Genomic DNA, 21560 nt, shown 5'->3' with positions numbered 1-21560 from the left:
AGTCGAGGATCCCGGCGGCGGAGCTGCCGTCAGCATGGCGGAACGTTGTTTGCATGATTGTGTGCTACCGATCCCTTCCTGAGGTGATGGCTTCGCGAGCCAGCCGGACGTTTGCCTGATCGCGCTGGCCTGGTGGAACCATGTCGAGTGTGAGCACCACGCTTCGCATCACGATGCCATCAGCACGCTGCCACGGCTCCAATCGCTCCAGTGTGGATAGCAGGTGATCGGCTCCGGCGCCGATGTCACCCCGGATGAGTGCGGCAGCACGATGCAACTCGATCTGGCTACGTCCCTGGAAGTTGCCTCTGGGATACACGGCAAGCGCGGCATCCTGAGCCTGGCCGGCCTCCTTCAGGCGTCCGGCGTGCGCATGCACATGACTTGTCACGTGGTGAAGCCTTTGTTCCCCCCAGTTCCACTGACTGTCGGAACAAGAGCCGGCGCTGGCCGGCAAGAGAGAGAACAGATCCAGGACCTCCTGCAGTGCCTTGGCGGCCTCGTCGCGTCGGCCCAGCTGGCTCAGAGCCTGCGCTCGCGCGGCAAGGCCACTGATGACACCAACGGACGGCGCCGACCTCCCTGCCGACACTGCGTGGTCCGCTAGTTCTATCACTCGTTCGAGAGGTCCGTTGTAGAGCGACATCACCGCGTGGCGACCACGCACCAGAGCGACCAGGGCGTGATCCCCCGTGGTGACTGCGGCGTGTGCCGCAGTGCGCCACCAGCGTTGCGCAGCGTGTCTTTCATCCGCGTTGATCAGCGAGATCGCGGTCAGTGCGGCCAGCTGCGCAGCGTTGTGTACGAGCCTCTTCCTGACCGTGTCTCGTGCCCGAGCAATATCGCTCTGGATGTCGGCGAAGTCGGCGACGATGTTGGGAAGTACCTCTGTTGCGGGCAGGCAACCAACCTCGCGTGCGTAGTCGGCGACCGTTTGCTCCCAGTCGTCCGCATCGCGATCCGCTGGTTCTGCTCCCAGCATGCCGTCCAGGCCGCGGCGCACCTCCTCCAGCCGGCCAGCCAGTGGGGATGCTGCCAGGGGCCCGAGAATGCCCAGGACGGTGCGCCGATTCATGTCGTCCATCTCGTCATCTGGGTGCTCATCCAGGAATGACTTGAACCGTCTCTTGGCACTGTCGTCCGCGCGGTGCAATGCCACGTCGAGGATGGCCTGCGTGTCGGGTAGCGGGGTCGTCGCCGCACCGCGTTCCTCCCACTTCGACACGGTGCGCGCGGCCACGCCGAGATGGTCAGCGAACCCACGGATGCTCATCCGCAACGCCCGTCGCAGCGTTCGAGCCTCGTGGCCGCTCCAGTGGCGAACCGTGGTCACTCGCACCTCCCCGTCTGGTCCAGTTCACCACGCGGCGTCGACAGCCTGCGTCGCGAGTGCAACACGAGTACAACATCGATTCGTTTCGACCCCGGCTGGGACCAGACATGCTTGGAGTCGTCGTTGTGACAACCAGCAGAAGGGAAGGACTGCCGTGACCAGCACTGTCACCGAGCGGCTGACCGGCCGCTCGTTGGTTTCGGAGAGGCTGTTCGAGCGTCTTGTCGCTCGGTTGGTGTCCGATGAAGGGCACTCGCCTGATTTCGCCGGTCGGGTGATGGATCAGGCGCTGGCGTTTCTCGGGACGTCGGCCGTTCATCGGGGGGAGCCGTTGTCGCCGAGTCGGGCCGTTGACGACGGATGGCACATGTTTGTCCTGCACACGCGCGACTATCGCGAGTTCTGCCGGCGGATCGCGGGACGGTTCATCGATCACGTGCCCACCGGCGGTCCGCCCGGCGGTTCGGGTGAGTGGGCGTCGGCCGTTCGTCGTACCGTGGCGGCCATGCGGCGTGCCGGTTACCAGGTGGACGACGTGCTGTGGTTCTCGGCTGCGGATTGCACCGGGTGTCATGGCGGATGCCACGACGATCCGCCCCCTGTCTCGTGATGGTTCGTCGGGGTTGGGGTGAGCTGCCCTCGGAGGTGCGGTCAGAGGTCGAGCGGCATGCGGGTGTCGTTGTCGACGAGAGGCCTGCTGTCGCCGGGCGGCATTCGGAGTTTTCCGCCGCGTTGGGGACCTCGGCTGGCCGGGTCTTTGTCAAGGGCATCACCACAGACAACCCTGGGGTGCGTGGACATCGCCACGAGTTGGCTGTCAACGCGCGTCTTCCCGCTATCGCTCCTCGTCTACTGTGGACCGTCGAGTGCGGCGGCTGGTTGCTGCTCGGGTACGAACATGTCGACGGGCGGCATGCTGATCTCACTCCCGGCTCAGCGGATCTTCCCCTGCTCGTCGATGCGCTTCGCGAACTGGCCGGCCTGCCCGCAGGGGACGCACCGGACCTGGCCGCCCAGTGGGCGCGGCTTGCCGCGTGGCGACGCCTCCGGCATGCCACACCCGCCGATCTGCATCCCTGGTCTCGGGCGAACCTCGACAACTTCGTCGAGTGGGAGCGGCGTGCCATCGACGCCGTCGCGGGTGATCGGCTTGCGCATACCGACCTGCACGCGCTCAACCTCCTGGTCGGTGATCGGATGCGGGTTGTCGACTGGGCGTGGTCGCGCGCGGCCGTGCCGTGGCTGGACGCCGGGTTCTCGCTCCTTCGGCTGATCGACGCCGGGCACTCGCCGGACGCGGCTGAGCGGTGGGCCGAAGACGTCGAGACCTGGCACGGCGCCTCGTCGGACGACCGGACGGCGTTCGCGGTGGCGGTGCTCGGTATCTGGGAGTTTCTCCAGCGGGACCAGCCCTTACCTCACCGCGAAAGACTGACCGACGCGGCTCGGCGTTGGGTGCGGTGGCGGTTGGGCTAGTGCGGGACGCCGTGTTCCAGGTACAGCGTGCGATTCTCGGCGCGCGCGAGTAGTGCGGCGTCGACACGGCGGCGTAGGCGGGGGATCAGGCGCTCGAGTGCCTCGGCGGGTGAAAGGAACTCGTACGAGTCCAGTTCCTCCGGCTGTAGACGGATGGCCTCGATGTCGGCCTGCGTAATGGTGCCGCCATCGAAGACGAACAGCACCCGGTCGCCGCCCGTGGGATGCGGCGCCCAGTCGACGACCAGGAGGCGGCCGGGCTCGCGGGTCAGGCCCAGCTCCTCCGCGACCTCCCGCGCACACCCCTGCGACGGGGTCTCGCCGACTTCGATCACCCCGCCGGGGATCTCCCAGTGGTCCTTGTAGTTGGGTTCGACCAGCAGTACGCGGCCCGCCTCGTCGAGGATCAGGGCACCAGCAGCGCTGAGGATGGTGTTACGCACGTCAGCAGTGCACCATGTCGGCATGGGGCGGCCGTTCACGGTGGAGGATCTGGACTTCATGCCGGATGACGGCAACGTCTACGAGCTGATCGACGGCAGTCTCATCGTGAGCCCGCCTCCCGGCCGTCGCCACCAGCGGGCGCTGACCAGGCTTGCCGCGCTGCTCGACGAGGTCTGCCCCGAGGACCTGGCCGTGCTGTGTCCGCCGTACGTCGTGTGCATGTCGCCCGACACCGAGCTGCGACCCGACCTGCAGGTGGCGTGGGAGGTCGACATCGAGGAGGAGGTCGTGCTCGACGCCCCTGAGCTGGTCGTCGAGGTCGTCGACCCCAGCACGACGATCAACGACCTCAACAACAAGAAGGTCGCGTACGCACGCATGGGCGTCCCGCACTACTGGGTCCTCGATCCCACCAGGCCGTCGCTCCTCGCGCACCGGCTCGACGGCGCGCGGTACCGGAAGGTCGCCAAGGTGTGCGCGGAGGAGCCGTTCGAGACCGACGACCCGTTCCGTGTCCGTGTCGTCCTCACCGAGCTGCTCGGGCGGCCGACCTAGACCGCCTCGGGTTACGGTCACGCCTGTGGACGACGCGTTGACGAAGCTCCGGGCACTGTGCCTGGCCCTGCCGGAGGTGACCGAGAAGGTCAGCCACGGCGAGCCGGCCTGGTTCGTGCGCAAACGCCTCTTCGTGAGCTTTGCCGACCACCACCACGACGACCGGGTCGCGTTCTGGTGCGCCGCGCCGCCCGGCGCGCAGGAGGCGATGGTCGACGATGTCCGGTACTTCCGGCCGCCGTACGTCGGGCACCGGGGCTGGCTCGGCGTCTACCTCGACACCGCGCAGGACTGGGACGAGCTCGCCGAGGTCGTCCAGGACGCCTTCCGCACGGTCGCGCCCCAGAAGCTAGTCGCCCAGCTGCCTCAGCGCTGACTCGTACTTCGCCCGCAGCCGCTCCTGGGTGGCCTGGTCCAGGCGGGCCAGGCGGTCCGGCGACAGGTTGTCCGCGATGTCCGCCAGCTTCACCGTCCGGGCGAGCGGGTTGGCCGCGACCCGCGCCAGGTACGTCGCCTGGTCCTCTCCCGGCTGCTTGCTGATCGCCGCCACCGCCGCGAGGACCACCTCGGGGCAGCCCGCCGCCTCCAGGTCGGCCAGCGTGACGTGTGTGTCCTCGACGACGTCGTGCAGCACGGCGGCCATCCGCTCGTGCTCGTCACGCAGCGAGCCCATCACCCGCAGCGGGTGGCTGATGTACGGCCGACCCGACTTGTCGAGCTGACCCTCGTGCGCGCGTCGGGCGACCTGGATCGCCTCGTCCAGAGTGAACTTCATGACACTCCCTCGCCCGCTGCGTGGCACCGCCGCGCCCGCTGGTTCGCTCCGCAAGCCCCACTCATCGGGTGAACACGATCTTCCCGGCGGTCTCGCCCGCGAGCATCTGCTCGAAGCCGGTCTTCGCCTCGGTCATCGGCAGCTCGCTGCCGATCGTGGGGCGCAGGCCCTTGAGGTCGCAGAACGCCAGCAGGTCGGCCAGCTCGTCCCGGTTACCCATCATCGAGCCGATCACCCTGATCTGCATGAAGAACAGCCGCTGCAGGTCGGCACCCGCGTCAGGGCCGCTGGTCGCGCCGGACACCACGATCGCGCCACCCGGCTTGAGGGACTTCATCGAGTGACCCCATGTCGCCTTGCCGACCGTCTCGAACACCGCGTCCACCCGCTCCGGCAGCCGCGCGCCGGACTCGAACGCCTCGTCCGCGCCGAGCGACACCGCCAGGGCCCGCTTCTCCTCGGTCCGGCCCGTCACCCACACACGCATGCCGGCGGCCTTACCCAGCGACACCAACGCCGTGGACACCCCGCCTGAGGCGCCCTGGACCAGCATCGTCTGGCCCGGCCGCAGCCCCGACCGGGTGAACAGCATCCGGTAGGCGGTCAGCCACGCCGTGCCCATGCACGCCGCCTCGCCGAACGACAGCGACCTGGGCTTGGGCAGGACGTTCCTGGCAGGCACGGCCACCTTGTCGGCGAAGGTGCCCTGGTACTTCTCCGTGAGCAGCGACCGCTTCGGGTCGAAGGTCTCGTCCCCGTGAGATGTGTCACCAATCACACCGTGCAGCACGACCTCGCTACCGTCGGCGAGCACGCCCGCCCCGTCGCAGCCGAGGATCATCGGGAACTGCTCCGCCTTGATGCCGACGCCGCGCAACGTCCAGAGGTCGTGCATGTTCAGGCTGGCGGCACGTACGGACACGGAAACCCAGCCGTCCGGGACCTCAGGATCGGGTCGCTCGCCGACCCGCAGGGCGTCCAGCGGACTCTCGGGTTGGGGCTCGGCTGCGTAAACGGCGAACATGCTCTCAAGTTACCCAGTTGGGGCATTCGGCGAACCCCTGGAGTGGCGCAGGTCTACTCTCGTGTCATGTCGGATTGGTGGAACGGCGTCGAACTGTGGGTCGCCGGGCTCGCTTTTCCGTTCCAGTTCGCCCTCGTCGTCGTGTTCCTCGGGCCACTGTGCGTCGGCGTCGCCTGGGTCATCGACCGGACTGTCGACCACGCGTCGACCTGGTTCGGACCGGACCCCGGGGACGAGGAGCCGATCGGTGGCGAGGCGATCGACGAGGAGCCCGAAGAAGACACCCGCACCGAGGACCTGGTCGACTCGGTGACTCCGTAGGGTGGTCGCGTGGGGTCGACAAAACGGATCACGCTCGCCCTGGTCGGGCTGGTCATCCTCGTGGTCGTGGGGTACTTCGTGCAGGCCCGGGGTGGCTGACCGTCACTCCCTGGGCACCCAGGCGGCAGGCCGCTTCTCCGCGAACGCCCTGATGCCCTCCTGACCCTCCTCGCTCGCGAAGAACCCGGCCGACAGCTCCAGCATGTCCGCGAAGTCGTCGGCGAGGTCGGCCGCCCTGGCCCTGCGCAGCATCTCCTTGGTGGCCGCGAGCGCGGTCGGCCCGCCGAGCGCGAGCATGCCGGTGTAGCGGTCGACCTCGGCGTCCAGCGACTCGGCAGGCACCGCGGCGTTGAGCAGCCCGATCTCGACGGCCCTGGCGGCGTCGAACTTCTCGCCGGTCAGGAACAGCTCGTGCGCGGCGCGGGGGAGCAGCCGGGGCAGGACGGTCACCGAGATGACCGCGGGCACGACGCCGATCCGCACCTCGGTGAACGCGAACGTGGCGGTGTCCACGGCGACCGCGATGTCCGCCGCGGCGACCATGCCGACACCACCCGCCCGCGCGGGCCCGGCGAGCTTCGCGACGACGGGCTTCGAGCTGGTCCAGATCTGCCCGAGGATCTCGGGGAACTCGTTGACGCCGCTGACGGCCGACTCCGGGGTGCCTGCCTCCTTGAGGTCCATGCCCGAGCAGAAGACGGGCCCGGTGTGGTCGAGCACGATCACCCGCACCGCGTCGTCGCCCGTCGCCGTGGTCAGGTGGTCCCGCAGCTCACGCCGCATCTGCGCCGACAGCGCGTTGCGGTTGTGCGGCGAGTCCAGCGTGATCGTCCCGACGCCCCTGTCGACCGTGTAGTGCACCAGCTCGTCAGCCATGCCGGTGAGACTAGCGAGGGTCGTAGCGGATGGGGACGTAGTCGTACTCACCCGGGCGCGCCCGCACGTAGACCTGGTGTTTGACAGGGGTCGACCCGGAGTCGTAGGCCACGTAGCTCGTCCGGGTGGCATCGGTCCATCGCTCGAACAGGCGGACGTGCTTGCCCATGGCGAGCAGCGCGTCCCCGATCCGCAGCTCGTTCCGGTCGATCTGCCGCTCGACGTCCATGAGGTCGTGGTCGAGGCCCTCACGCGGAGTGGCACAGCTGGCCGACAGGGCCCCAGACCATCGAGACGAACCCGCGACACCACAGAGAAGCAACACGACAGCCCCTGGGGCTCTGGGCATGTTCCTCAGTCTGCCCGAAGTCCCTTTCTGGCCCGGTCCAGCACCTCCTCGTCGCGCAGCGGGCTGGGTGGGTGGTGGCTGAGGCAGAACGGCGACCGCATGCGGCGGAAGCCGAACTTCTCGCTGGTGACGTAGAACTGGCCGACGCCGAGGCCGGAGATGTCGTTCATCGTGGCGCCCTTGGCGCGGGCCATGTCGTTGGCCGCCGCGATCTGGGCCGGGCTGTTGAGCTTGCCGAAGAACTGGGTCGTGGCGTTGCCGGTGATCTGGTTGTGCAGCCCCTTCGGCGCCTGGGTCGCGAACAGCAGGCCGAGGCCGTACTTCCGTGCCTGCGACGCCAGGACGATCGTGCTGTAGAGGCTCGCGGTCGACGCCTGCGACGGGGCCAGCATCTGCGCCTCGTCCATGACCAGCAGGCCGCCCAGCGGACGATCACGCGCGGGGTTGCGCTTGACCCACGCGAAGACCTCCATCTGCAGCTGGTTGACGAACCCCTGCCGCTGCTCGTCGGAGGGCAGCCCGACGAAGCTGATCACGGAGATCCGCGCCCGCTTGCCGTCGGCCGGCGTCAGGAGCGCGGCCGGGTCGGCCGGCGTGCCCATCCCGCCGAGCAGCGGGTTGTTGACCATCGCGGCCTTGAGCGTCTCCGCGAGGTCACCGGCGATCTTGTGACCGCTGCTGAGCCCGCTCACACCGTCCGGCAGGTCGGCCAGCAGTTCCACGAAGCCGGGCAGGCTGCGGGCGCCGTCGCGGGCGTAGCGGGTGAGCGCCTCCCGCAGCACGGCCTTGCCCCGGGTCGCCTTGTCGGTGGTCCCGTTGACCTTGGCGTAGGGCGCGAGCGTGGCGACCGCCGCCTCGACGGACTGGTTGAACTCGTCCGCGTCGTCGAGGACCGAGGAGAAGTCCGGCAGCGGCTGGAAGCTGAGCGGCCGCCCCGCCGCACGCCCCGGCGTCCACACGACGACGTCGGTGTTGTCGAGGTACTCCCGCGCCCGCTCGTCGTCGCCGTGCCCCCACTGTTCCGGCGCCACCGGCCACGGGTCGCCGAGCCGAGCGAGGTCGTTGTTCGAGTCGAGCACGATCGAGGACACCCCGCGCAGCGCACACTCCTCGACGATCCGCCGCATGAGCACGGTCTTCCCCGACCCGGACCCAGCGAAGATCACCACGTGCTTCCGCAACGTCTCCAGGTCGATGGGCACCGGCCCGTCGACCCCGAGCGAGATGGTGGTGGCCGACGCCACCTCGGCAACCGGCCCGGCGTCGACCGGCACCTTCTCAGGCGACGGCCGCACTCCTTTTGGGGCCATCACCGGCAGGATCTCGCGCAACAGCGCGGACTGGCTGGCAGGCCTGCGCGCCACGAGCCACTCCAGCAGCTCGTAGCTCTGCGTCCGCAGCAGCTCCTCGAGGGCGCTGAACGTCCGCAGGTCCTCCTCGGAGACCCGCAGCACCCGTCCGCCCGCGGACTCGAACTCCTTCAACTCCGCCTGCGTCTTCGTGCCCTTGGACCAGGCGATGTTGCGGATCAGGATGAGGTGCCGCCCCTCCGCACTGGTCCGCCCGCCCGCTGCCGCCTTGGCGTTGCGCAGCCGCCGCAGCGCCGACAGGTGGTGCGTGGCCGCGATGGCGCGGAACGCCCAGTGCTCCTCGACGTCGAGGTCCTCGTCGATCACCCGTGACAGCCCCGCGTGGACGGTCGTGTCGTCCGGTTGCGACTCGGCCTCCCACGTCATGTCGTCGTTGCCCATCTCGGTGATCCAGGCCCGCAGCGCCGCCGAGAGGTAGCCGGGCATCACCTCGTCCTCGGTCCGCTCGTCCATCGCCGGTTCGACGTTGGCGTCGGCCCGCAGCTTGTCGAACCTGGCGTCCAGCTCGGCGAAGGACGCAGGCTCGTGCTCGGGGACCGGTCCGGGGTTCGTTACCCGCACCACGTCGGTGTCGAACGAGGTCAGCTCGCGGACCTCGCCCCGCAGACACGCCTCCGCGTGGGAGCGGATGTGCTTGAGCACCTCCCGGGCGGAGTGCTCGTCCCAGTCCTCGAACGCCTCCGGCGCGACGGGCCAGGTCGGGTGCGGTGGGTCGAACCCGATCTTCTGGTACGGCACGTCGAGCCAGGCCTCCACGAACGCCCTGGCCCGGTCCGGGTTCTTGATCCGGCCGACGGTCAGCGAGTCGACGAACCGGTCCGGCACGGAGTCGACCGCCTTGCCACGCAGGCGTTGCCACGAGATCGGGATGCAGGCGACCAGCGACAGCGTGCGTCTCGTCTGCTCGCGCAGCAGCATCAGACCGTCGGCGATGAGGGCCACCTCGCGGCCGTACTCGCTGTCCCGCTCGGGGTCGCTGGGGTCCTGGGTCGCCTTGGCGAGCAGGGTGTCGAGCTGGTCGACCGCCATCACGCTCGGCCCGGTCATCGCGAGGAGCTTGGAGACGTCGCCGACGATCTGGCGCGGCTCCCTCGCTTCCCGTCGCATGCCCCAGGTCTGCCTGCCGTGGTCGTCCTGCCCGGGCTTGCCGCTGAGGTAGTCCTGGCCGACGGTGTTGTTGTCCGCGCTGGCCGACCCGTAGAGGACCAGAGCGCGGGCGGTGTCGCCGCACTCGCGGCCGACCATCTGGTCGGTCCTGCGGAGCCTGGACATGAACGCCTCGAGGTCCTCGCCGGTGAGCGGGGCGTCGCCTGCGATGGCCTGCGTGACGGCCTCGGACGTGCCGACGCGCTCGCACAGCCGCCGGAGGAAGGTCGAGAGCTGGGTCTCGCCACCGCCGTCGCCGCGCATCAGCCCGGCGCGCACGGCGTCGGAGGCGTCCGCCCAGAACGAGGTGCCGGAGTTGAGGGCGATCAGGAAGAAGTAGCCCTTCTGCCGCTGCACCTCCCTGCGGACCCAGCCGAGCAGGTGGGTCTTGCCGACCCCTTTCTGACCCTGCAGGACCAGGCCGATGGGGCTCGGCCCCTCGCTCCAGTTGGCGTCGTTGATGCCGAGGCGGATCTCCTGCTCGATGTGCTCGTGCAGGCCGTCGACATGGTAGGGCGAGGTGCTCCAGATGTGGTCCGGCGTCTCGGACCAGTTGAAGCGGAGGGCGGCGAGTGCTTCTCGCTGGGGATCGGTCATGACCGTTCGACCACCAGCAGGTGGTTGTCCTCACCACCGATCCGGATCGCTGCTTCGCGATCGGCGGTGGTCACGGACTTGCGGTCCGGGTTGGGGGCCAGGTGGGCGCGGCCCGCCTTGCTCATCGTCTTGAGGAGCTTGTCGACGTCGGTGCGGTCGGCGCCGTTGAGCAGGGGGCGCAGCTGTGCGAGGCGGACCCAGTCGCCCTGCTTGTCGGCCAGCTGGCGGTACAGGGTGGCGATCGTCGCGTCGGTGACCGGGTCGGACTGCGTCGGCCCGGGGTCCCCTTCCCCGGCGTCCGGCTGGAACACGTCGGCGAGGATCTTGTTGTCGCGCCGCAGGTAGCGGCCGATGCCGTCGAGGACCAGGTAGAACGCGCCGCCCAGGTGGCCGGAGCCCTCGGGGCGCTCGCCGGCCAGCTCCGCCTCGCAGCGTTTCCAGCCCGCGTCGGTCAGCTCGTGCACGAAGGGCCGGTTGCCCTGGCGGGTGCTCGTGACCAGGTGGCGCTCGTTGAGCGTGCGGCGCAGCTGACCGTCGATGCGAAAGCCCGCGAGCTCCTGCAGCTCGGTGTTGGTGATCTCCCGCGCCGCGCCCATGAGGGCGAACAACGCGGATATGTGCTGGGTGCCGAGTCGGTCATTCATTGGGGGGAAGCCTCCGAAATTGCTCACCACGGATGGAAATCAGGGAAGTTTCTTGCCGCGCCACCGGATCTCGCTGATCAGGCCGGCCACGAGGTCCTGCACCTCCGGCGGCGTGGGGTAGCCGCTGCCTGCTCCGTTGCGGACCGCCAGGTCCAGGTCCTGTGTCAGCGTGCGCAACTGCTCGAACTCGCCTGCGGCGACGGCGGGCGACATGGTGCGCAGCGTCTGCTGGACGAGGAACCAGCCGTCGTAGCTGAGACTGACCTGGCGCGTCCGTTCCAGCACGGCGACCGTGTCGGCGAACGTCCGCGCCCCGTCGACCTCGGGCACCGGCTCGCCGCCGAGCTCACCGCGCAACTGGCGGGCGATGTCGTGCGCGGTGACGCCGGGGCCGAGCTCCAGTCGCCGGATGTTGCGGAGGAAGCCGGGCAGCGAGGGGGAGCTGGTCGTGTCGGTGAGGACGGGGAAGAGCCGCCGGTCCTCGGCGACGAGTGTGCGGCGCAGGAACCACTCGGCCTCGGCGGTCTGCCAGCGGCTCACCTTGTCGTCGATGACCAGGCACAGGTGCCGGGCCGTGTCCCGTTTGGTGCCGAGGAAGTCGATGTCGCCGGACAGGGACCGGTTCGCGCGGATACCGTGCTCGCGCAGACCGTTGACCAGCTCCGTGGCGAGCCGCTCCGCGGAACGGGGGCTGCTGACCAGCATGTCCAGCTCGAAGGTGCGCGCCTGCCCCTGTGCGGAGGCCACGTAGGCGTCCCGGTTGTCCGCCAGCAGATCCGTCCGGTCGAACCGGTGCGCCACGATCGCGGCGACGGTTTCGAGCGCGTACGCGATCTGGTCCGCGGAGGGGGTGGTCTCCTCCAGCACCGGCAACTGCTCACCGAAGCTCCAGTAGGAGACGTAGGGCAGCGTGAGGTGGCGCAGCATCAACGCGGGCGACACGTGTTTGACCAGCCAGTTGCTGAACAGCGGAGTGGTCATCGCCGTGCAGGTCTGGTACCAGGTCTCGGCCCGCTTGTACTCCACGCGGCTGTCGAACCGGGACAACACGGGAAGGACGGGGAGCTTCGGCCGGTCGTAGGGCATCCGGTCCCGCACGACGGCCGCCCGTTTCGCGACGTCGACAGCGCCACCGACGCTCTGGTCATTGGCGGTGAACACGAGGACCAGGCGGTCGGGGAGGTGCGCGGTGCAGATACTGGCTATGTCGGCCCACCCGGTCCGGCTGTCGATGAGCACGAAGTCGTAGTCGGTGACCCAGTCCTTGCGTAGACGCTCGAGCACGTCGGCGAACCCGTGTTCGTACAGGTCCGCCCAGTCGATGTTCTGCACCCGCCTGGCGTAGTCCTCGTCACGGCGGCCCGCCGCCATCAGGTCGACGACGCCGTCGTCGGAACTCAGTTTGGTGATGTAGTTCGACGTCGCGCCCACGCCGCCGGTGGTGAAGTCGGAGACGAGGTCGACCAGACCGGTGCGCGGGGGCTCGGACAGCAGCGGCGCGAAGTACTCGTGCAGACCGGGCGCCTCGAGGTCCCAGTCGATGGTGAGGACGCGATGTCCCCAGCGGGCCAGCAGGATCGCGATGTTGGCCAGCGTGAAGCTGCGGCCCACGCCGCCCTTGTAGGAGTAGAAGGTGACGATGGTCCCGTCCATGTCACCACCCCGGGAATTTGGTAGTCGCCCGGATGGGCACATCGGGACGCACTACCGGCCAGTCCGCCTGCCATTTCGGCACCTGCAGCAACATGTTCTCGACGTCGACCGCTATCCGGCGCATTCTGCGGTGGAACTCGAGCCAGTCGAGCGATTGCTGGAACATGGGGTCGGGGTTGTCATACCCCTTCATGTCGTGCCACATCCGATCGAGCCCGAACTCGGGAAAGTTGTGGGAGTCCGAATAGAGCACCGGGAAGATCAGGCCCCGGGTGAGGTCGGGGGAAGCGAGGCCGAGCAGGTCCTCTCGGGCGGCCATGGACTTCCATTCCGCGACACACCAGTCCGACTGGAAGTACTGTGCGGAGTAGATGGCCACGAGGATCTTGGAGCGCATCAGCTCCTGTTCGAGGCGACTGGGCCAGACCGAGCCGACGTCCATCTCCTGGTCGACGAAGATCTTCGGCACTATGCCTATTTCGTCGGTGAGGCAGTCACGTAACTTGGGTAGGAAGTGGTTGTGCACCCACTTTCCCGAGCTGCCTTTGCGGGAATAGCTGAGAAACACGTCGAACTCGTAGTCGGACACCGCGCCCCCGTCGCCCCTCTGACCCCGCTCGACGTTGCGGTGCAAAGCATAAGTTACCGGCTCGCGGAAATAGTTGACAAAAAGTGGACAGTGTTTTTGATCAACACGCCACTAATACCGAAGGTAGGTGAACGGTCGCGTTACGCGTACTGCGCGACGGGCGCGAGTGCCGCGGCGTACCGGTCCGCCACCAGCGACGCCAGCTCGGAGCCCGGCCCCAGCGGTTCGGCCACGACCGCGTCGCCTGCCAGTCGGGCGACCTTGTCCGGCAGCCGGCCCGGCGCGAGGAACCACGACGCCACGGCAACCCGCAGCGCCCCACGCGCCCGCAACTCCGCCACCGCCGCGGGCACCGACGGCTCGGCCGCCGACGCGAACGCGGGCAGCACCCCAGCCACCGGGAACCGTCGGGCCCAGGACTCGGCCACGGCCGCCACCGCGGCGTTCGCCCGCGGATGTGACGAACCGGCACCCGCCAGCACCACGCCCAGTGACGGGTCCTCCAGCGACACACCCGTGGCCGCCAGCCGGCGCAGTGCCAGGGTGGACAGCCGCTCGTCCGGGCCCAGTACGTCGGCCACCGACACCGACAGACGCGGCAGCCTTGCCCGTGCCTCGGCTACCAGCCCCGGCAGGTCGACCCGCGCGTGGTACGCCGAACCGAGCAGCAGCGGCACGATCACTGCCTCCCGGTGACCTTCCGCGGCGAGCGCGGACAACACCTCCGGCACCCGGGGCGCGGACAGCTCCAGGAACGCCGCCCTGACGTCCAGCTCCGGCCGCTGTGCACGCACCACGTCCAGCAGGGCGCTGATGCACGCCGCCGAGCGGGGGTCGCGGCTGCCGTGTGCGACGGCCACGAGCGGTGGTGCCATCAGAACGCCCCGGTCAGCCCGCGGGCCCGCAGGACCGTGCGCTCCAGCGGCCGGAACACCGCCAGCTCGATACCGATGCCGACGAACAGGATCAGGATGATCGCCGCCATCACCATCGACATGTCCGACAGCGACATGCCGTTCTGCAGGAACTGCCCCAGCCCGACCCCGAGCTGAGGTGACGTCGCGATCAGCTCCGCCGCCATCAGCGATCGCCACGAGAACGCCCAACCCTGCTTGAGGCCGCCCAGGAACCCCGGTAGCGCCGCAGGCAGGAGGATGTGTCGTGCCGACGCCAGTCGTCCCGCCCCGAGTACCTTGCCGACTCTCGGCAGTATCGGCGGGATCTGGTCCATGCCCGACACGAGGCCGTTCGCGATCGACGGGACCGCGCCCAGCAGCACCACGAAGTAGATGGACGCGTCGGTGAGCCCGAACCACAGGATCGCGGCAGGTACCCACGCGACCGACGGCAGGCTCTGCAGGCCGGACACGATCGGTCCGATTCCTCGTCTCACCAGGCCGAAGCTCGCGATCAGCAGTCCGAGCGGGACGGCGACGACGATCGCGATGGCGAAGCCGATCACCGCGCGGTGCACCGAGACCCACAGGAAGCCGAAGAACTCGCCGTCGAGCACCCGGCTCCAGATCTCGTCGCCGACGGCCGCCGGCGCGGGCAGCTTGTACTCCGGCCAGATCGCGGCCGCCCACAGCGCCTGCCAGATCACGACGACCACGACCAGCACGACGACCGGTGGCAGCACCTGGCGCAGGATCCGGCGGGTCCGGCCGGGACCGTCCGTCGCGGACCCGACCGGGGTGTCGAGCGCGTCGAGACCGGCGCCGACCGACGCGTCGAGGGCCGGGTCGACCGACGGTTCGTCGACCGTCTCGGCCGGGCTATCCGGCATGGCTGCTGATCACCTCGTGCAGGCGGGCGTTGATCTCGTCGACCACCGCGGGCTGCGCGGCCGGGTTCAGCTCGTCGACGTGCCACTCCTGCACGACACGGCCCGGCCGGGACGAGAGCAGCACGACCCGCTGCCCCAGCCGCACGGCCTCGCGGACGTCGTGCGTCACGAACAGGACCGCCGTCTCGGTCGCGCGCCAGATCCGCACCAGCTCCGACTGCAGCACGTCCCGGGTGATCGCGTCGAGTGCGGAGAACGGCTCGTCCATGAGCAGCAGCGAGTTCGCGTCCCCGTCCACGGCCGACGCCAGCGCGCGGGCGAGTGCCACGCGCTGGCGCATGCCGCCGGACAGCTCGTGCGGCCGTTTGTCGCCAACACCGCTCAACCGCACCAGGTCGAGCAGCTCGTCGGCCCGCGCACGGCGGTCGGCCCGCTTCACGCCGGCCAGGCGCAGCGGCAGCTCGACGTTGCGGGCCGCCGTCAGCCACGGCATGAGCGCCGCCTCCTGGAACATGACCGCGGGCCGCGAGGTGTTCAGCTCGATCTCGCCGGCACTCGGCGCGTCGAGGCCGGCGACCAGGTTCAGCACGGTCGTCTTGCCGCACCCGGACGCGCCGAGCAGGCACACGAACTCGCCGGGAGCGACGTCGAGGTCGACCCCGTCGAGCGCCGTGACCGCACGCCGACCCTGTCCGAACGTCTTGCCGACGCCGGAAAGGCGTACGGCGTAGTCGGTCTGAACGCCAATGTCGAGCGTCGCGGTCATGGTGACTCTCCCCTGCTCCTACTTCTTGTCCAGCCCGCCCGCGTCGACCTCGGGCTGACCGGCGTCCTCGAGCACCGCGTTGAGCTCGGTCAGGTTCGCGAACCCGGCCACGTCCGGCGCTTCCTTCGCGATGCCCGCGATCACCTGGTCCTGGGCCAGCTGCTTGAACTCACCCGCGATCGGGTCGAACGTGAGCGTGATGTTCGACCACGCGCGCTCGATGGTCTCCGGCTTGAGTGCCTTGCCGGTTAAGGTCTCCAGCTGCTTGTTGACCGCGGCCTGCGCGTCGGCCGCGTTGTCGTTGGCGTAGTCGATCGAGGCGACCAGGCCCTTCAGGAACGCACGTACGGTCTGCGGGTGCTCCTCGAGGAACTGCGTGCGCACCACCAGGACCGTGGTCGGGAACTGACCGTCCGGCCACAGCTCCTTCTCGTCGACGAGGACCTTCGCACCCGCCTCCAGCACGAGCCGCGACGACCACGGCTCCGGCAGCCACGCCGCCTGCACCTGGCCACCCTTGAACGCGTCGAGGGTCTGCGCGTTGTCCATGTTGGTGACCTGCACCTTGCCGGTGAGCTTCTTGTCCGCCAACCACTTCTTCAGCGACACGTCCTGCGTGTTGCCGAGCTGCGGGGTGACGACCGTCTTGCCGACGAGGTCCTCGGGCCTGGCGATGTCCGGCGTGGTCACGAACTGCGCGCCACCCGAGGTGACACCCGAGATCAGCCGGACAGCCTCGCCGTTGGACTTCGCGTAGGCGTTGATGGCAGGGCCCGAGCCGATGAAGCCGATGTCGAGCGAGCCGCCGAGCAGTGCGGACACCTCGTTGGGACCCGCGTTGAACTCCTGGCGGGTCAGCTTGGTCTTCCCCAGCTCCTTCTCGAACAGGCCCTTGTCCAGGCCGATCAGCGCGGGGGCGTGGGTGACGTTGGGGAAGTAGCCGAGCCGCAGTTCGGTGGCAGGGCTGGTGTCCTTCGCGGGTGTGTCCGACTCGGTCGAACCGCTGTCGGCTCGTGAGCACGCCGCGGCCAGCAGGGACAACGCGACGGTCGTGGCGAGGAGTAGGCGGGTTCGCACTGGCTCGGGCCTCTCTAGTCCTTGTCGAGTAACGGAAGCGGTGCCCCGACCAACCCCGCGGCCAGCGTGGTGCCGTCGGCCGGGTCGATCACCAGGAAAGCGCCGGTCCGTCCGTGGCTCGTGTAACGATCGACTGGCAGCGGCTCCGCGGTGCGCAGGGTCACCTGGCCGATCTCGTTGAGCGTCAACGTTTCCGGGTTTTCCTGGGTGGACAGCCTCTGCTCGTCGAACCGGGTGCGCAACTCGGTGACCACAGCCTGGACGGTCTTGGCTCCGGACTTGACAAGTACCTTCTGGCTGGCCCGCAACGGTTTGTCCGCGAGCCACGCCAGCGTCGCGGACAGCTCGTCCGTCAGCTCCGGCGGCTCCGCGACGCCCGCGATGAGGTCACCCCGGGAGATGTCGATGTCGTCGGCCAGGAGCAGCGTCACCGAACGGCCGGCCGCCGCCTCGGACAGCTCGCCGTCCGGCGTGTCGATCTTCGTGACGGTGGTCCGTGCGCCCGCGGGCAGCACGACGACCTCGTCGCCGGGGCGGATCGTGCCCGCGGCGACCTGTCCCGCGTAGCCGCGGTAGTCGGGGTAGGCCTCGGTGCGCGGCCGGATCACGTACTGCACGGGGAACCGGAACGGCGCCTCGTGCGGGTCCGGTTCGACCGGCACGGTCTCCAGGTGCTCCAGCAGTGTCGGGCCGGCGTACCAGGGCGTGTTGGGGGAGTGCTCCACCACGTTGTCGCCGCGCAACGCGGACAGCGGGATCGTGAGCACGGCGCCCGTCGGGTAGCCGAGGGAGGTCGCGTGGGTGGCGAACTCCTTGGCGATCACCTCGAACGTGCCCTTGTCGTAGTTGACGAGGTCGATCTTGTTGACCGCGAGCACGAGCCTGGGCACGCCGAGCAGCGCGAGTACCGCGGCATGCCGCTTGGTCTGCTCGAGGACGCCCTTGCGTGCGTCCACCAGCAGGATCGCCAGCTCGGCCGTCGACGCGCCGGTCACGGTGTTGCGGGTGTACTGCACGTGGCCGGGCGTGTCGGCGAGCACGAACGACCGCCTGTCGGTGGCGAAGTACCGGTAGGCGACGTCGATCGTGATGCCCTGCTCCCGCTCCGACCGCAGCCCGTCCACGAGCAGCGACAGGTCCGGAGTAGATAGTCCTTTGTCGACGCTCGCGCGGTGCACGGCGTCGAGCTGGTCGGCGAGCACGGACTTCGTGTCGTACAACAGCCGGCCGACGAGCGTCGACTTCCCGTCGTCCACGCTCCCCGCGGTGGCCAGCCTGAGTAGATCGCTCATCAGAAGTAGCCTTCCCGTTTGCGATCCTCCATGGCCGCCTCCGACAGGCGGTCGTCGGCGCGGGTCGCGCCGCGCTCGGTGAGACGGCTCGCGGCCACCTCGGCGATCACCTCGTCGAGGGTCGTCGCGGTCGACTCGACGGCGCCGGTGCACGAGCCGTCGCCGACCGTCCGGTACCGGATCATCTTGTGCGTCAACGTCTCCCCGTCACGGGGGCCGCCCCAGGGACCCTCGGCGAGCCACATGCCGTCACGCAGGTAGACATCCCGCTCGTGGGCGTAGTAGATCGACGGCAGCTCGATGCGCTCGCGGGCGATGTAACGCCACACGTCCAGCTCGGTCCAGTTCGACAGCGGGAACACCCGCACGTGCTCGCCCGGCCGGTGCCGTCCGTTGTACAGGTTCCACAGCTCCGGCCGCTGCCTGCGTGGCTCCCACTGGCCGAACGCGTTGCGCAGGCTGAAGATCCGCTCCTTCGCCCTGGCCCGCTCCTCGTCGCGGCGCCCGCCGCCGAACACCGCGTCGAACTTGTTGGCCGTGATGGTGTCCAGCAGCGGCACGGTCTGCAGCGGGTTGCGGGTGCCGTCCGGCCGCTCGGTGAGCCTGCCGTCGTCGATCCAGTCCTGGACGTGCGCGACCACCAGCCGCAGGCCGTAACGTGCGACGACCCGGTCGCGGAACTCGATGACCTCGTCGAAGTTGTGCCCGGTGTCCACGTGCAGCAGGGGGAACGGCACCGGCGCCGGCCAGAACGCCTTGACCGCGAGGTGCAGCAGCAGCGTCGAGTCCTTGCCGCCGGAGAAGAGGATCACCGGCCGGTCGAACTCGCCCGCCACCTCACGCATGATGTGGATGGCCTCGGACTCCAGGCGTCCCAGGGCGTCCAGCGTCTCGACGGTCGCGGTCATCCGTGCAGCCCGCACTCGGTCTTGGCGAGCCCGGCCCAGCGACCGCTGCGGGCGTCCTGACCCGGCAGCGGCTTCGCGGTGCACGGCGCGCAGCCGATGGACAGGTAGCCCTCGCCGACCAGCGGGTTCTCCAGGATGCCGTTGGCGTCGATGTAGTCGCGGAACTCCTCGTCGGTCCACGGCGCGATCGGGTTGACCTTCACCAGGCCGTTGCGGTCGTCCCACTGCACGATCGGTGTGCTCGCGCGGGTCGGCGCGTCGACACGGCGCACGCCCGTCACCCACGCGCCGTACCTCGCCAGGGTCTTCTGCAGCGGTACCACCTTGCGCAGGAAGCAGCACTGCGTCGGGTCGGTCTTGTTGAGCAGCCCGAACTCCGCCTCCTGGTCGGCGACCGACTGCTCGGCCTCGGCGTTCACGATGCGGATCGACGGGTAGGTCACCTCGACGGCGTCCCGGGTGCCGATGGTCTCCGCGAAGTGGTAGCCGGTCTCCAGGAACAGGATGTCGACGTCCGGCTTCGCCTTGACCGCCAGGTCGATCAACACCGCGTCCTGCATGTTGGAGGCGACGATGAAGTTGTCGCCGAAGGTCTTCGCGGTCCAGGCCAGGGCCTCCGCCGCGGTCGCGTCGGAGAGCTCCTCCTGGGCCTGCTCCGCAAGACGTTCGAGGTCGGTCGCGGTGGTCACCGGGTCACCTCTTCCTTCGCAAGGTTGAGTCCCACGAACTTGACCGTGAACACGCGCCGGCAGCCGGTGCACAGCCAGGCGGCGTGCGGGTCCTCCTGCGGGCGCAGGTCCTCGTCGCCGCAGTAGGGGCAGTAGAAAGGCGTGGCACGCTCGGTCATTTGAGGTCGTCCTCGGCGGCGCGGGCGACCCACTGCGGGAAACGCTCGTCCGGTTCGCGGTCGGCCACGTAGTTGCGCACGACCCGCTCCACGTACTCGGCCAGCTCGTCGGCGGTCACCTTGTGGCCACGGAGCTTGCGGCCGAACCCGGCGTCGAGGCCGAGCCCGCCGCCGAGGTGGACCTGGAAGCCCTCGACCTGGTTGCCGTCGGCGTCGGTGACGATCTGGCCCTTCAGCCCGATGTCGGCGGTCTGGATGCGGGCGCAGGAGTTGGGGCAGCCGTTGATGTGCACGCTGATCGGCGTGGTCACGTCGGCGGTGATGTCCTTGAGCCGGTCCTCCAGCGTGGTCACCAGGTTCGCCGCGCGGGCCTTGGTCTCGACGATCGCGAGCTTGCAGAACTCGATGCCGGTGCAGGCCATCACCCCGCGCCGCCACGGCGACGGGTCGGTCTGCAGGCCGAGCCCGGCGAGAGCGGTCCGCAGACCGTCCACTTCGGACTTGGCCACGTCCAGCACGATCAGCTTCTGCTGCGGCGTGAACCGGACCCGGTGGGAGCCGGCTGCCTCGGCGGCCTCGGCGACCGCGATGAGCGTCGAGCCCGAGACACGTCCGGCGATCGGCGCGGCGCCGACGTAGAAGTTGCCGTCCCGCTGCTCGTGCACACCGACGTGGTCACGCGGCTGGTCCGGCACCTTCGGCGCTGGCCCGTCGACGAGCTTCCTCTTCAGGTACTCCGTCTCCAGCACCTCGCGGAACTTCTCCGCACCCCAGTCCTTCACCAGGAACTTGATGCGGGCGCGGTGCCGGAGGCGGCGGTAGCCGTAGTCGCGGAAGATGCTGATCACGCCTGCCCAGACGTCCGGCACCTCGTCGCGTGGCACCCAGGTACCGAGGCGCTGCCCGATCATGGGGTTGGTGGACAGACCACCGCCGACCCACAGGTCGAACCCGGGCCCGTGCTCGGGGTGGTCGACGCCGACGAACGCGATGTCGTGCACCTCGTGGGCGACGTCCGGGAGGCCGGAGATCGCGGTCTTGAACTTGCGTGGCAGGTTCGAGAACTCGGGCAGGCCGATGTAGCGCTCTTTGATCTCGTCGATGGCCGGGGTGCCGTCGACGACCTCGTCGGTGGCGATGCCGGCGACCGGGGAGCCCAGGATCACCCGCGGGCTGTCGCCGCAGGCCTCCATCGTGGTGAGGCCTGCGCCTTCGAGGCGTTCCCAGATCGTGGGCATGTCCTCGATCTGGATCCAGTGGTACTGGATGTTCTGCCGGTCGGTGATGTCGGCGGTGTCGCGGGCGTAGTCCTTGGACAGCTCGCCGATGACCCGCAGCTGCTCGGTGGTGACGGCGCCGCCGTCGATGCGGACGCGGAGCATGAAGTAGCTGTCGTCCAGCTCCTCGGGCTCCAGCGTGGCGGTCCGGCCGCCGTCGATGCCCGGCTTGCGCTGGGTGTAGAGGCCGTACCAGCGGAAACGTCCACGCAGGTCGCCGGGGTCGATGCTGTCGAAGCCGCCGTGCGCGTAGATGTTCTCGATGCGGTCACGGACGTTGAGCGGGTTGTCGTCCTTCTTGCTGCGTTCGTTCGGGTTGAGCGGCTCGCGGTACCCGAGCGCCCACTGGCCCTCACCGCGGCGGCGGGGCGCTCGCTTGGGCGTGGTGGGAGTTGACACCCGTCAGTCCTCCGGGACGTCCAGGGCACTCGCGCGCACCGGAGGACCCTCGGGAA

At 69.2% G+C, this 21560-nt stretch carries 24 protein-coding genes; 5 read left to right on the top strand and 19 right to left on the bottom strand.

Annotation, left to right across the window (positions count from 1 at the left end; translation table 11 throughout):
• Positions 1–64: 64 nt before the first annotated feature.
• Positions 65–1333 carry an NsdA family TPR-like regulatory protein gene (locus CLV71_RS48960; protein ID WP_208298012.1) on the bottom strand — a complete coding sequence of 423 codons (1269 nt, stop codon included), beginning with the start codon at positions 1331–1333 and terminating at the stop codon, positions 65–67.
• 154 nt (positions 1334–1487) lie between these two features.
• Here CLV71_RS48960 and CLV71_RS43325 point away from each other — a divergent pair, with 154 nt between their 5' ends.
• Together CLV71_RS43325 and CLV71_RS43320 are read left to right on the top strand one after the other, a co-directional pair.
• Entirely contained in the window at positions 1488–1943 is a 456-nt protein-coding gene (locus tag CLV71_RS43325; protein ID WP_133908801.1) for a glycine-rich domain-containing protein, read from the top strand.
• 35 nt (positions 1944–1978) lie between these two features.
• The gene (locus tag CLV71_RS43320; RefSeq protein ID WP_243867361.1) at positions 1979–2809 is read left to right on the top strand and encodes a phosphotransferase family protein; all 831 of its coding nucleotides are present in this window, start codon (positions 1979–1981) and stop codon (positions 2807–2809) included.
• Here CLV71_RS43320 and CLV71_RS43315 read toward each other — a convergent pair.
• Complete coding sequence (locus tag CLV71_RS43315) at positions 2806–3252, bottom strand: NUDIX domain-containing protein (protein WP_208298011.1); 447 nt, start codon at positions 3250–3252, stop codon at positions 2806–2808. The two genes, CLV71_RS43320 and CLV71_RS43315, sit on opposite strands and share 4 nt — an antisense overlap.
• A gap of 22 nt (positions 3253–3274) precedes the next feature.
• On the opposite strand from CLV71_RS43315, the gene CLV71_RS43310 reads away from it, so the two are divergent.
• Both CLV71_RS43310 and CLV71_RS43305 read left to right on the top strand, forming a co-directional pair.
• On the top strand, positions 3275–3808 hold the full coding sequence (locus CLV71_RS43310; protein WP_243867359.1) for a Uma2 family endonuclease: 534 nt from the start codon (positions 3275–3277) through the stop codon (positions 3806–3808).
• A gap of 25 nt (positions 3809–3833) precedes the next feature.
• A complete protein-coding gene (locus tag CLV71_RS43305; protein WP_133908798.1) occupies positions 3834–4184 on the top strand; it encodes an MmcQ/YjbR family DNA-binding protein in 351 nt (116 codons plus the stop codon).
• Here the strand turns inward: CLV71_RS43305 and CLV71_RS50315 are convergent.
• Both CLV71_RS50315 and CLV71_RS43295 read right to left on the bottom strand, forming a co-directional pair.
• Positions 4158–4583, bottom strand: a complete 426-nt coding sequence (locus tag CLV71_RS50315; protein ID WP_133908797.1) for an HD domain-containing protein — start codon at positions 4581–4583, stop codon at positions 4158–4160. The genes CLV71_RS43305 and CLV71_RS50315 overlap by 27 nt on opposite strands.
• Before the next feature lie 61 nt (positions 4584–4644).
• Positions 4645–5607, bottom strand: coding sequence for a zinc-binding dehydrogenase (locus tag CLV71_RS43295; protein ID WP_133908796.1), 963 nt, complete (start codon positions 5605–5607; stop codon positions 4645–4647).
• Between the two features lie 66 nt (positions 5608–5673).
• Here CLV71_RS43295 and CLV71_RS43290 point away from each other — a divergent pair, with 66 nt between their 5' ends.
• Complete coding sequence (locus tag CLV71_RS43290) at positions 5674–5928, top strand: hypothetical protein (RefSeq protein WP_133908795.1); 255 nt, start codon at positions 5674–5676, stop codon at positions 5926–5928.
• A 102-nt stretch (positions 5929–6030) separates the two neighbouring features.
• Here CLV71_RS43290 and CLV71_RS43285 read toward each other — a convergent pair whose 3' ends face one another.
• From CLV71_RS43285 to CLV71_RS43215, 15 genes are all read right to left on the bottom strand, one after another.
• Complete coding sequence (locus CLV71_RS43285; RefSeq protein ID WP_133908794.1) at positions 6031–6804, bottom strand: enoyl-CoA hydratase-related protein; 774 nt, start codon at positions 6802–6804, stop codon at positions 6031–6033.
• Between the two features lie 10 nt (positions 6805–6814).
• Positions 6815–7033, bottom strand: coding sequence for a hypothetical protein (locus tag CLV71_RS43280; RefSeq protein WP_133908793.1), 219 nt, complete (start codon positions 7031–7033; stop codon positions 6815–6817).
• 125 nt (positions 7034–7158) lie between these two features.
• The gene (locus tag CLV71_RS43275) at positions 7159–10266 is read right to left on the bottom strand and encodes a helicase HerA domain-containing protein (RefSeq protein ID WP_133908792.1); all 3108 of its coding nucleotides are present in this window, start codon (positions 10264–10266) and stop codon (positions 7159–7161) included.
• The gene (locus CLV71_RS43270) at positions 10263–10910 is read right to left on the bottom strand and encodes a hypothetical protein (protein WP_133908791.1); all 648 of its coding nucleotides are present in this window, start codon (positions 10908–10910) and stop codon (positions 10263–10265) included. The genes CLV71_RS43275 and CLV71_RS43270 overlap by 4 nt, the downstream gene beginning before the upstream one ends.
• Before the next feature lie 39 nt (positions 10911–10949).
• Positions 10950–12563, bottom strand: a complete 1614-nt coding sequence (locus tag CLV71_RS43265; RefSeq protein ID WP_133908790.1) for a CATRA system-associated protein — start codon at positions 12561–12563, stop codon at positions 10950–10952.
• Position 12564: 1 nt separating this feature from the next.
• The gene (locus CLV71_RS43260) at positions 12565–13152 is read right to left on the bottom strand and encodes a toll/interleukin-1 receptor domain-containing protein (protein ID WP_166664492.1); all 588 of its coding nucleotides are present in this window, start codon (positions 13150–13152) and stop codon (positions 12565–12567) included.
• Positions 13153–13292: 140 nt separating this feature from the next.
• Positions 13293–14027 (bottom strand): sirohydrochlorin chelatase, encoded by a 735-nt coding sequence (locus CLV71_RS43255; RefSeq protein ID WP_133908788.1) that lies wholly within the window; start codon positions 14025–14027, stop codon positions 13293–13295.
• Positions 14027–14938: an ABC transporter permease gene (locus tag CLV71_RS43250; RefSeq protein WP_133908787.1), complete on the bottom strand. Its 912-nt coding sequence runs from the start codon at positions 14936–14938 to the stop codon at positions 14027–14029. Before CLV71_RS43250 ends, CLV71_RS43255 begins: the two co-directional genes overlap by 1 nt.
• Positions 14928–15704 carry an ABC transporter ATP-binding protein gene (locus CLV71_RS43245; protein WP_133908786.1) on the bottom strand — a complete coding sequence of 259 codons (777 nt, stop codon included), beginning with the start codon at positions 15702–15704 and terminating at the stop codon, positions 14928–14930. The genes CLV71_RS43250 and CLV71_RS43245 overlap by 11 nt, the downstream gene beginning before the upstream one ends.
• 18 nt (positions 15705–15722) lie before the next feature.
• Positions 15723–16781, bottom strand: a complete 1059-nt coding sequence (locus tag CLV71_RS43240; protein WP_166664491.1) for an ABC transporter substrate-binding protein — start codon at positions 16779–16781, stop codon at positions 15723–15725.
• A gap of 14 nt (positions 16782–16795) precedes the next feature.
• Positions 16796–18073 carry a sulfate adenylyltransferase subunit 1 gene (locus CLV71_RS43235; protein WP_133908785.1) on the bottom strand — a complete coding sequence of 426 codons (1278 nt, stop codon included), beginning with the start codon at positions 18071–18073 and terminating at the stop codon, positions 16796–16798.
• Positions 18073–18981 carry a sulfate adenylyltransferase subunit CysD gene (gene cysD / locus CLV71_RS43230; RefSeq protein WP_133908784.1) on the bottom strand — a complete coding sequence of 303 codons (909 nt, stop codon included), beginning with the start codon at positions 18979–18981 and terminating at the stop codon, positions 18073–18075. Before cysD ends, CLV71_RS43235 begins: the two co-directional genes overlap by 1 nt.
• A complete protein-coding gene (locus CLV71_RS43225) occupies positions 18978–19670 on the bottom strand; it encodes a phosphoadenylyl-sulfate reductase (RefSeq protein ID WP_133908783.1) in 693 nt (230 codons plus the stop codon). Before CLV71_RS43225 ends, cysD begins: the two co-directional genes overlap by 4 nt.
• Positions 19667–19828, bottom strand: a complete 162-nt coding sequence (locus CLV71_RS43220) for an Insertion element protein (protein ID WP_133908782.1) — start codon at positions 19826–19828, stop codon at positions 19667–19669. The genes CLV71_RS43225 and CLV71_RS43220 overlap by 4 nt, the downstream gene beginning before the upstream one ends.
• Positions 19825–21504 carry a nitrite/sulfite reductase gene (locus tag CLV71_RS43215; protein WP_133908781.1) on the bottom strand — a complete coding sequence of 560 codons (1680 nt, stop codon included), beginning with the start codon at positions 21502–21504 and terminating at the stop codon, positions 19825–19827. Before CLV71_RS43215 ends, CLV71_RS43220 begins: the two co-directional genes overlap by 4 nt.
• Positions 21505–21560 lie beyond the last annotated feature (56 nt).

Source organism: Actinophytocola oryzae, assembly GCF_004364325.1.
In the GTDB taxonomy this organism is placed as follows: domain Bacteria; phylum Actinomycetota; class Actinomycetes; order Mycobacteriales; family Pseudonocardiaceae; genus Actinophytocola; species Actinophytocola oryzae.
This window is presented reverse-complemented; position numbering and strand designations above follow the sequence as displayed.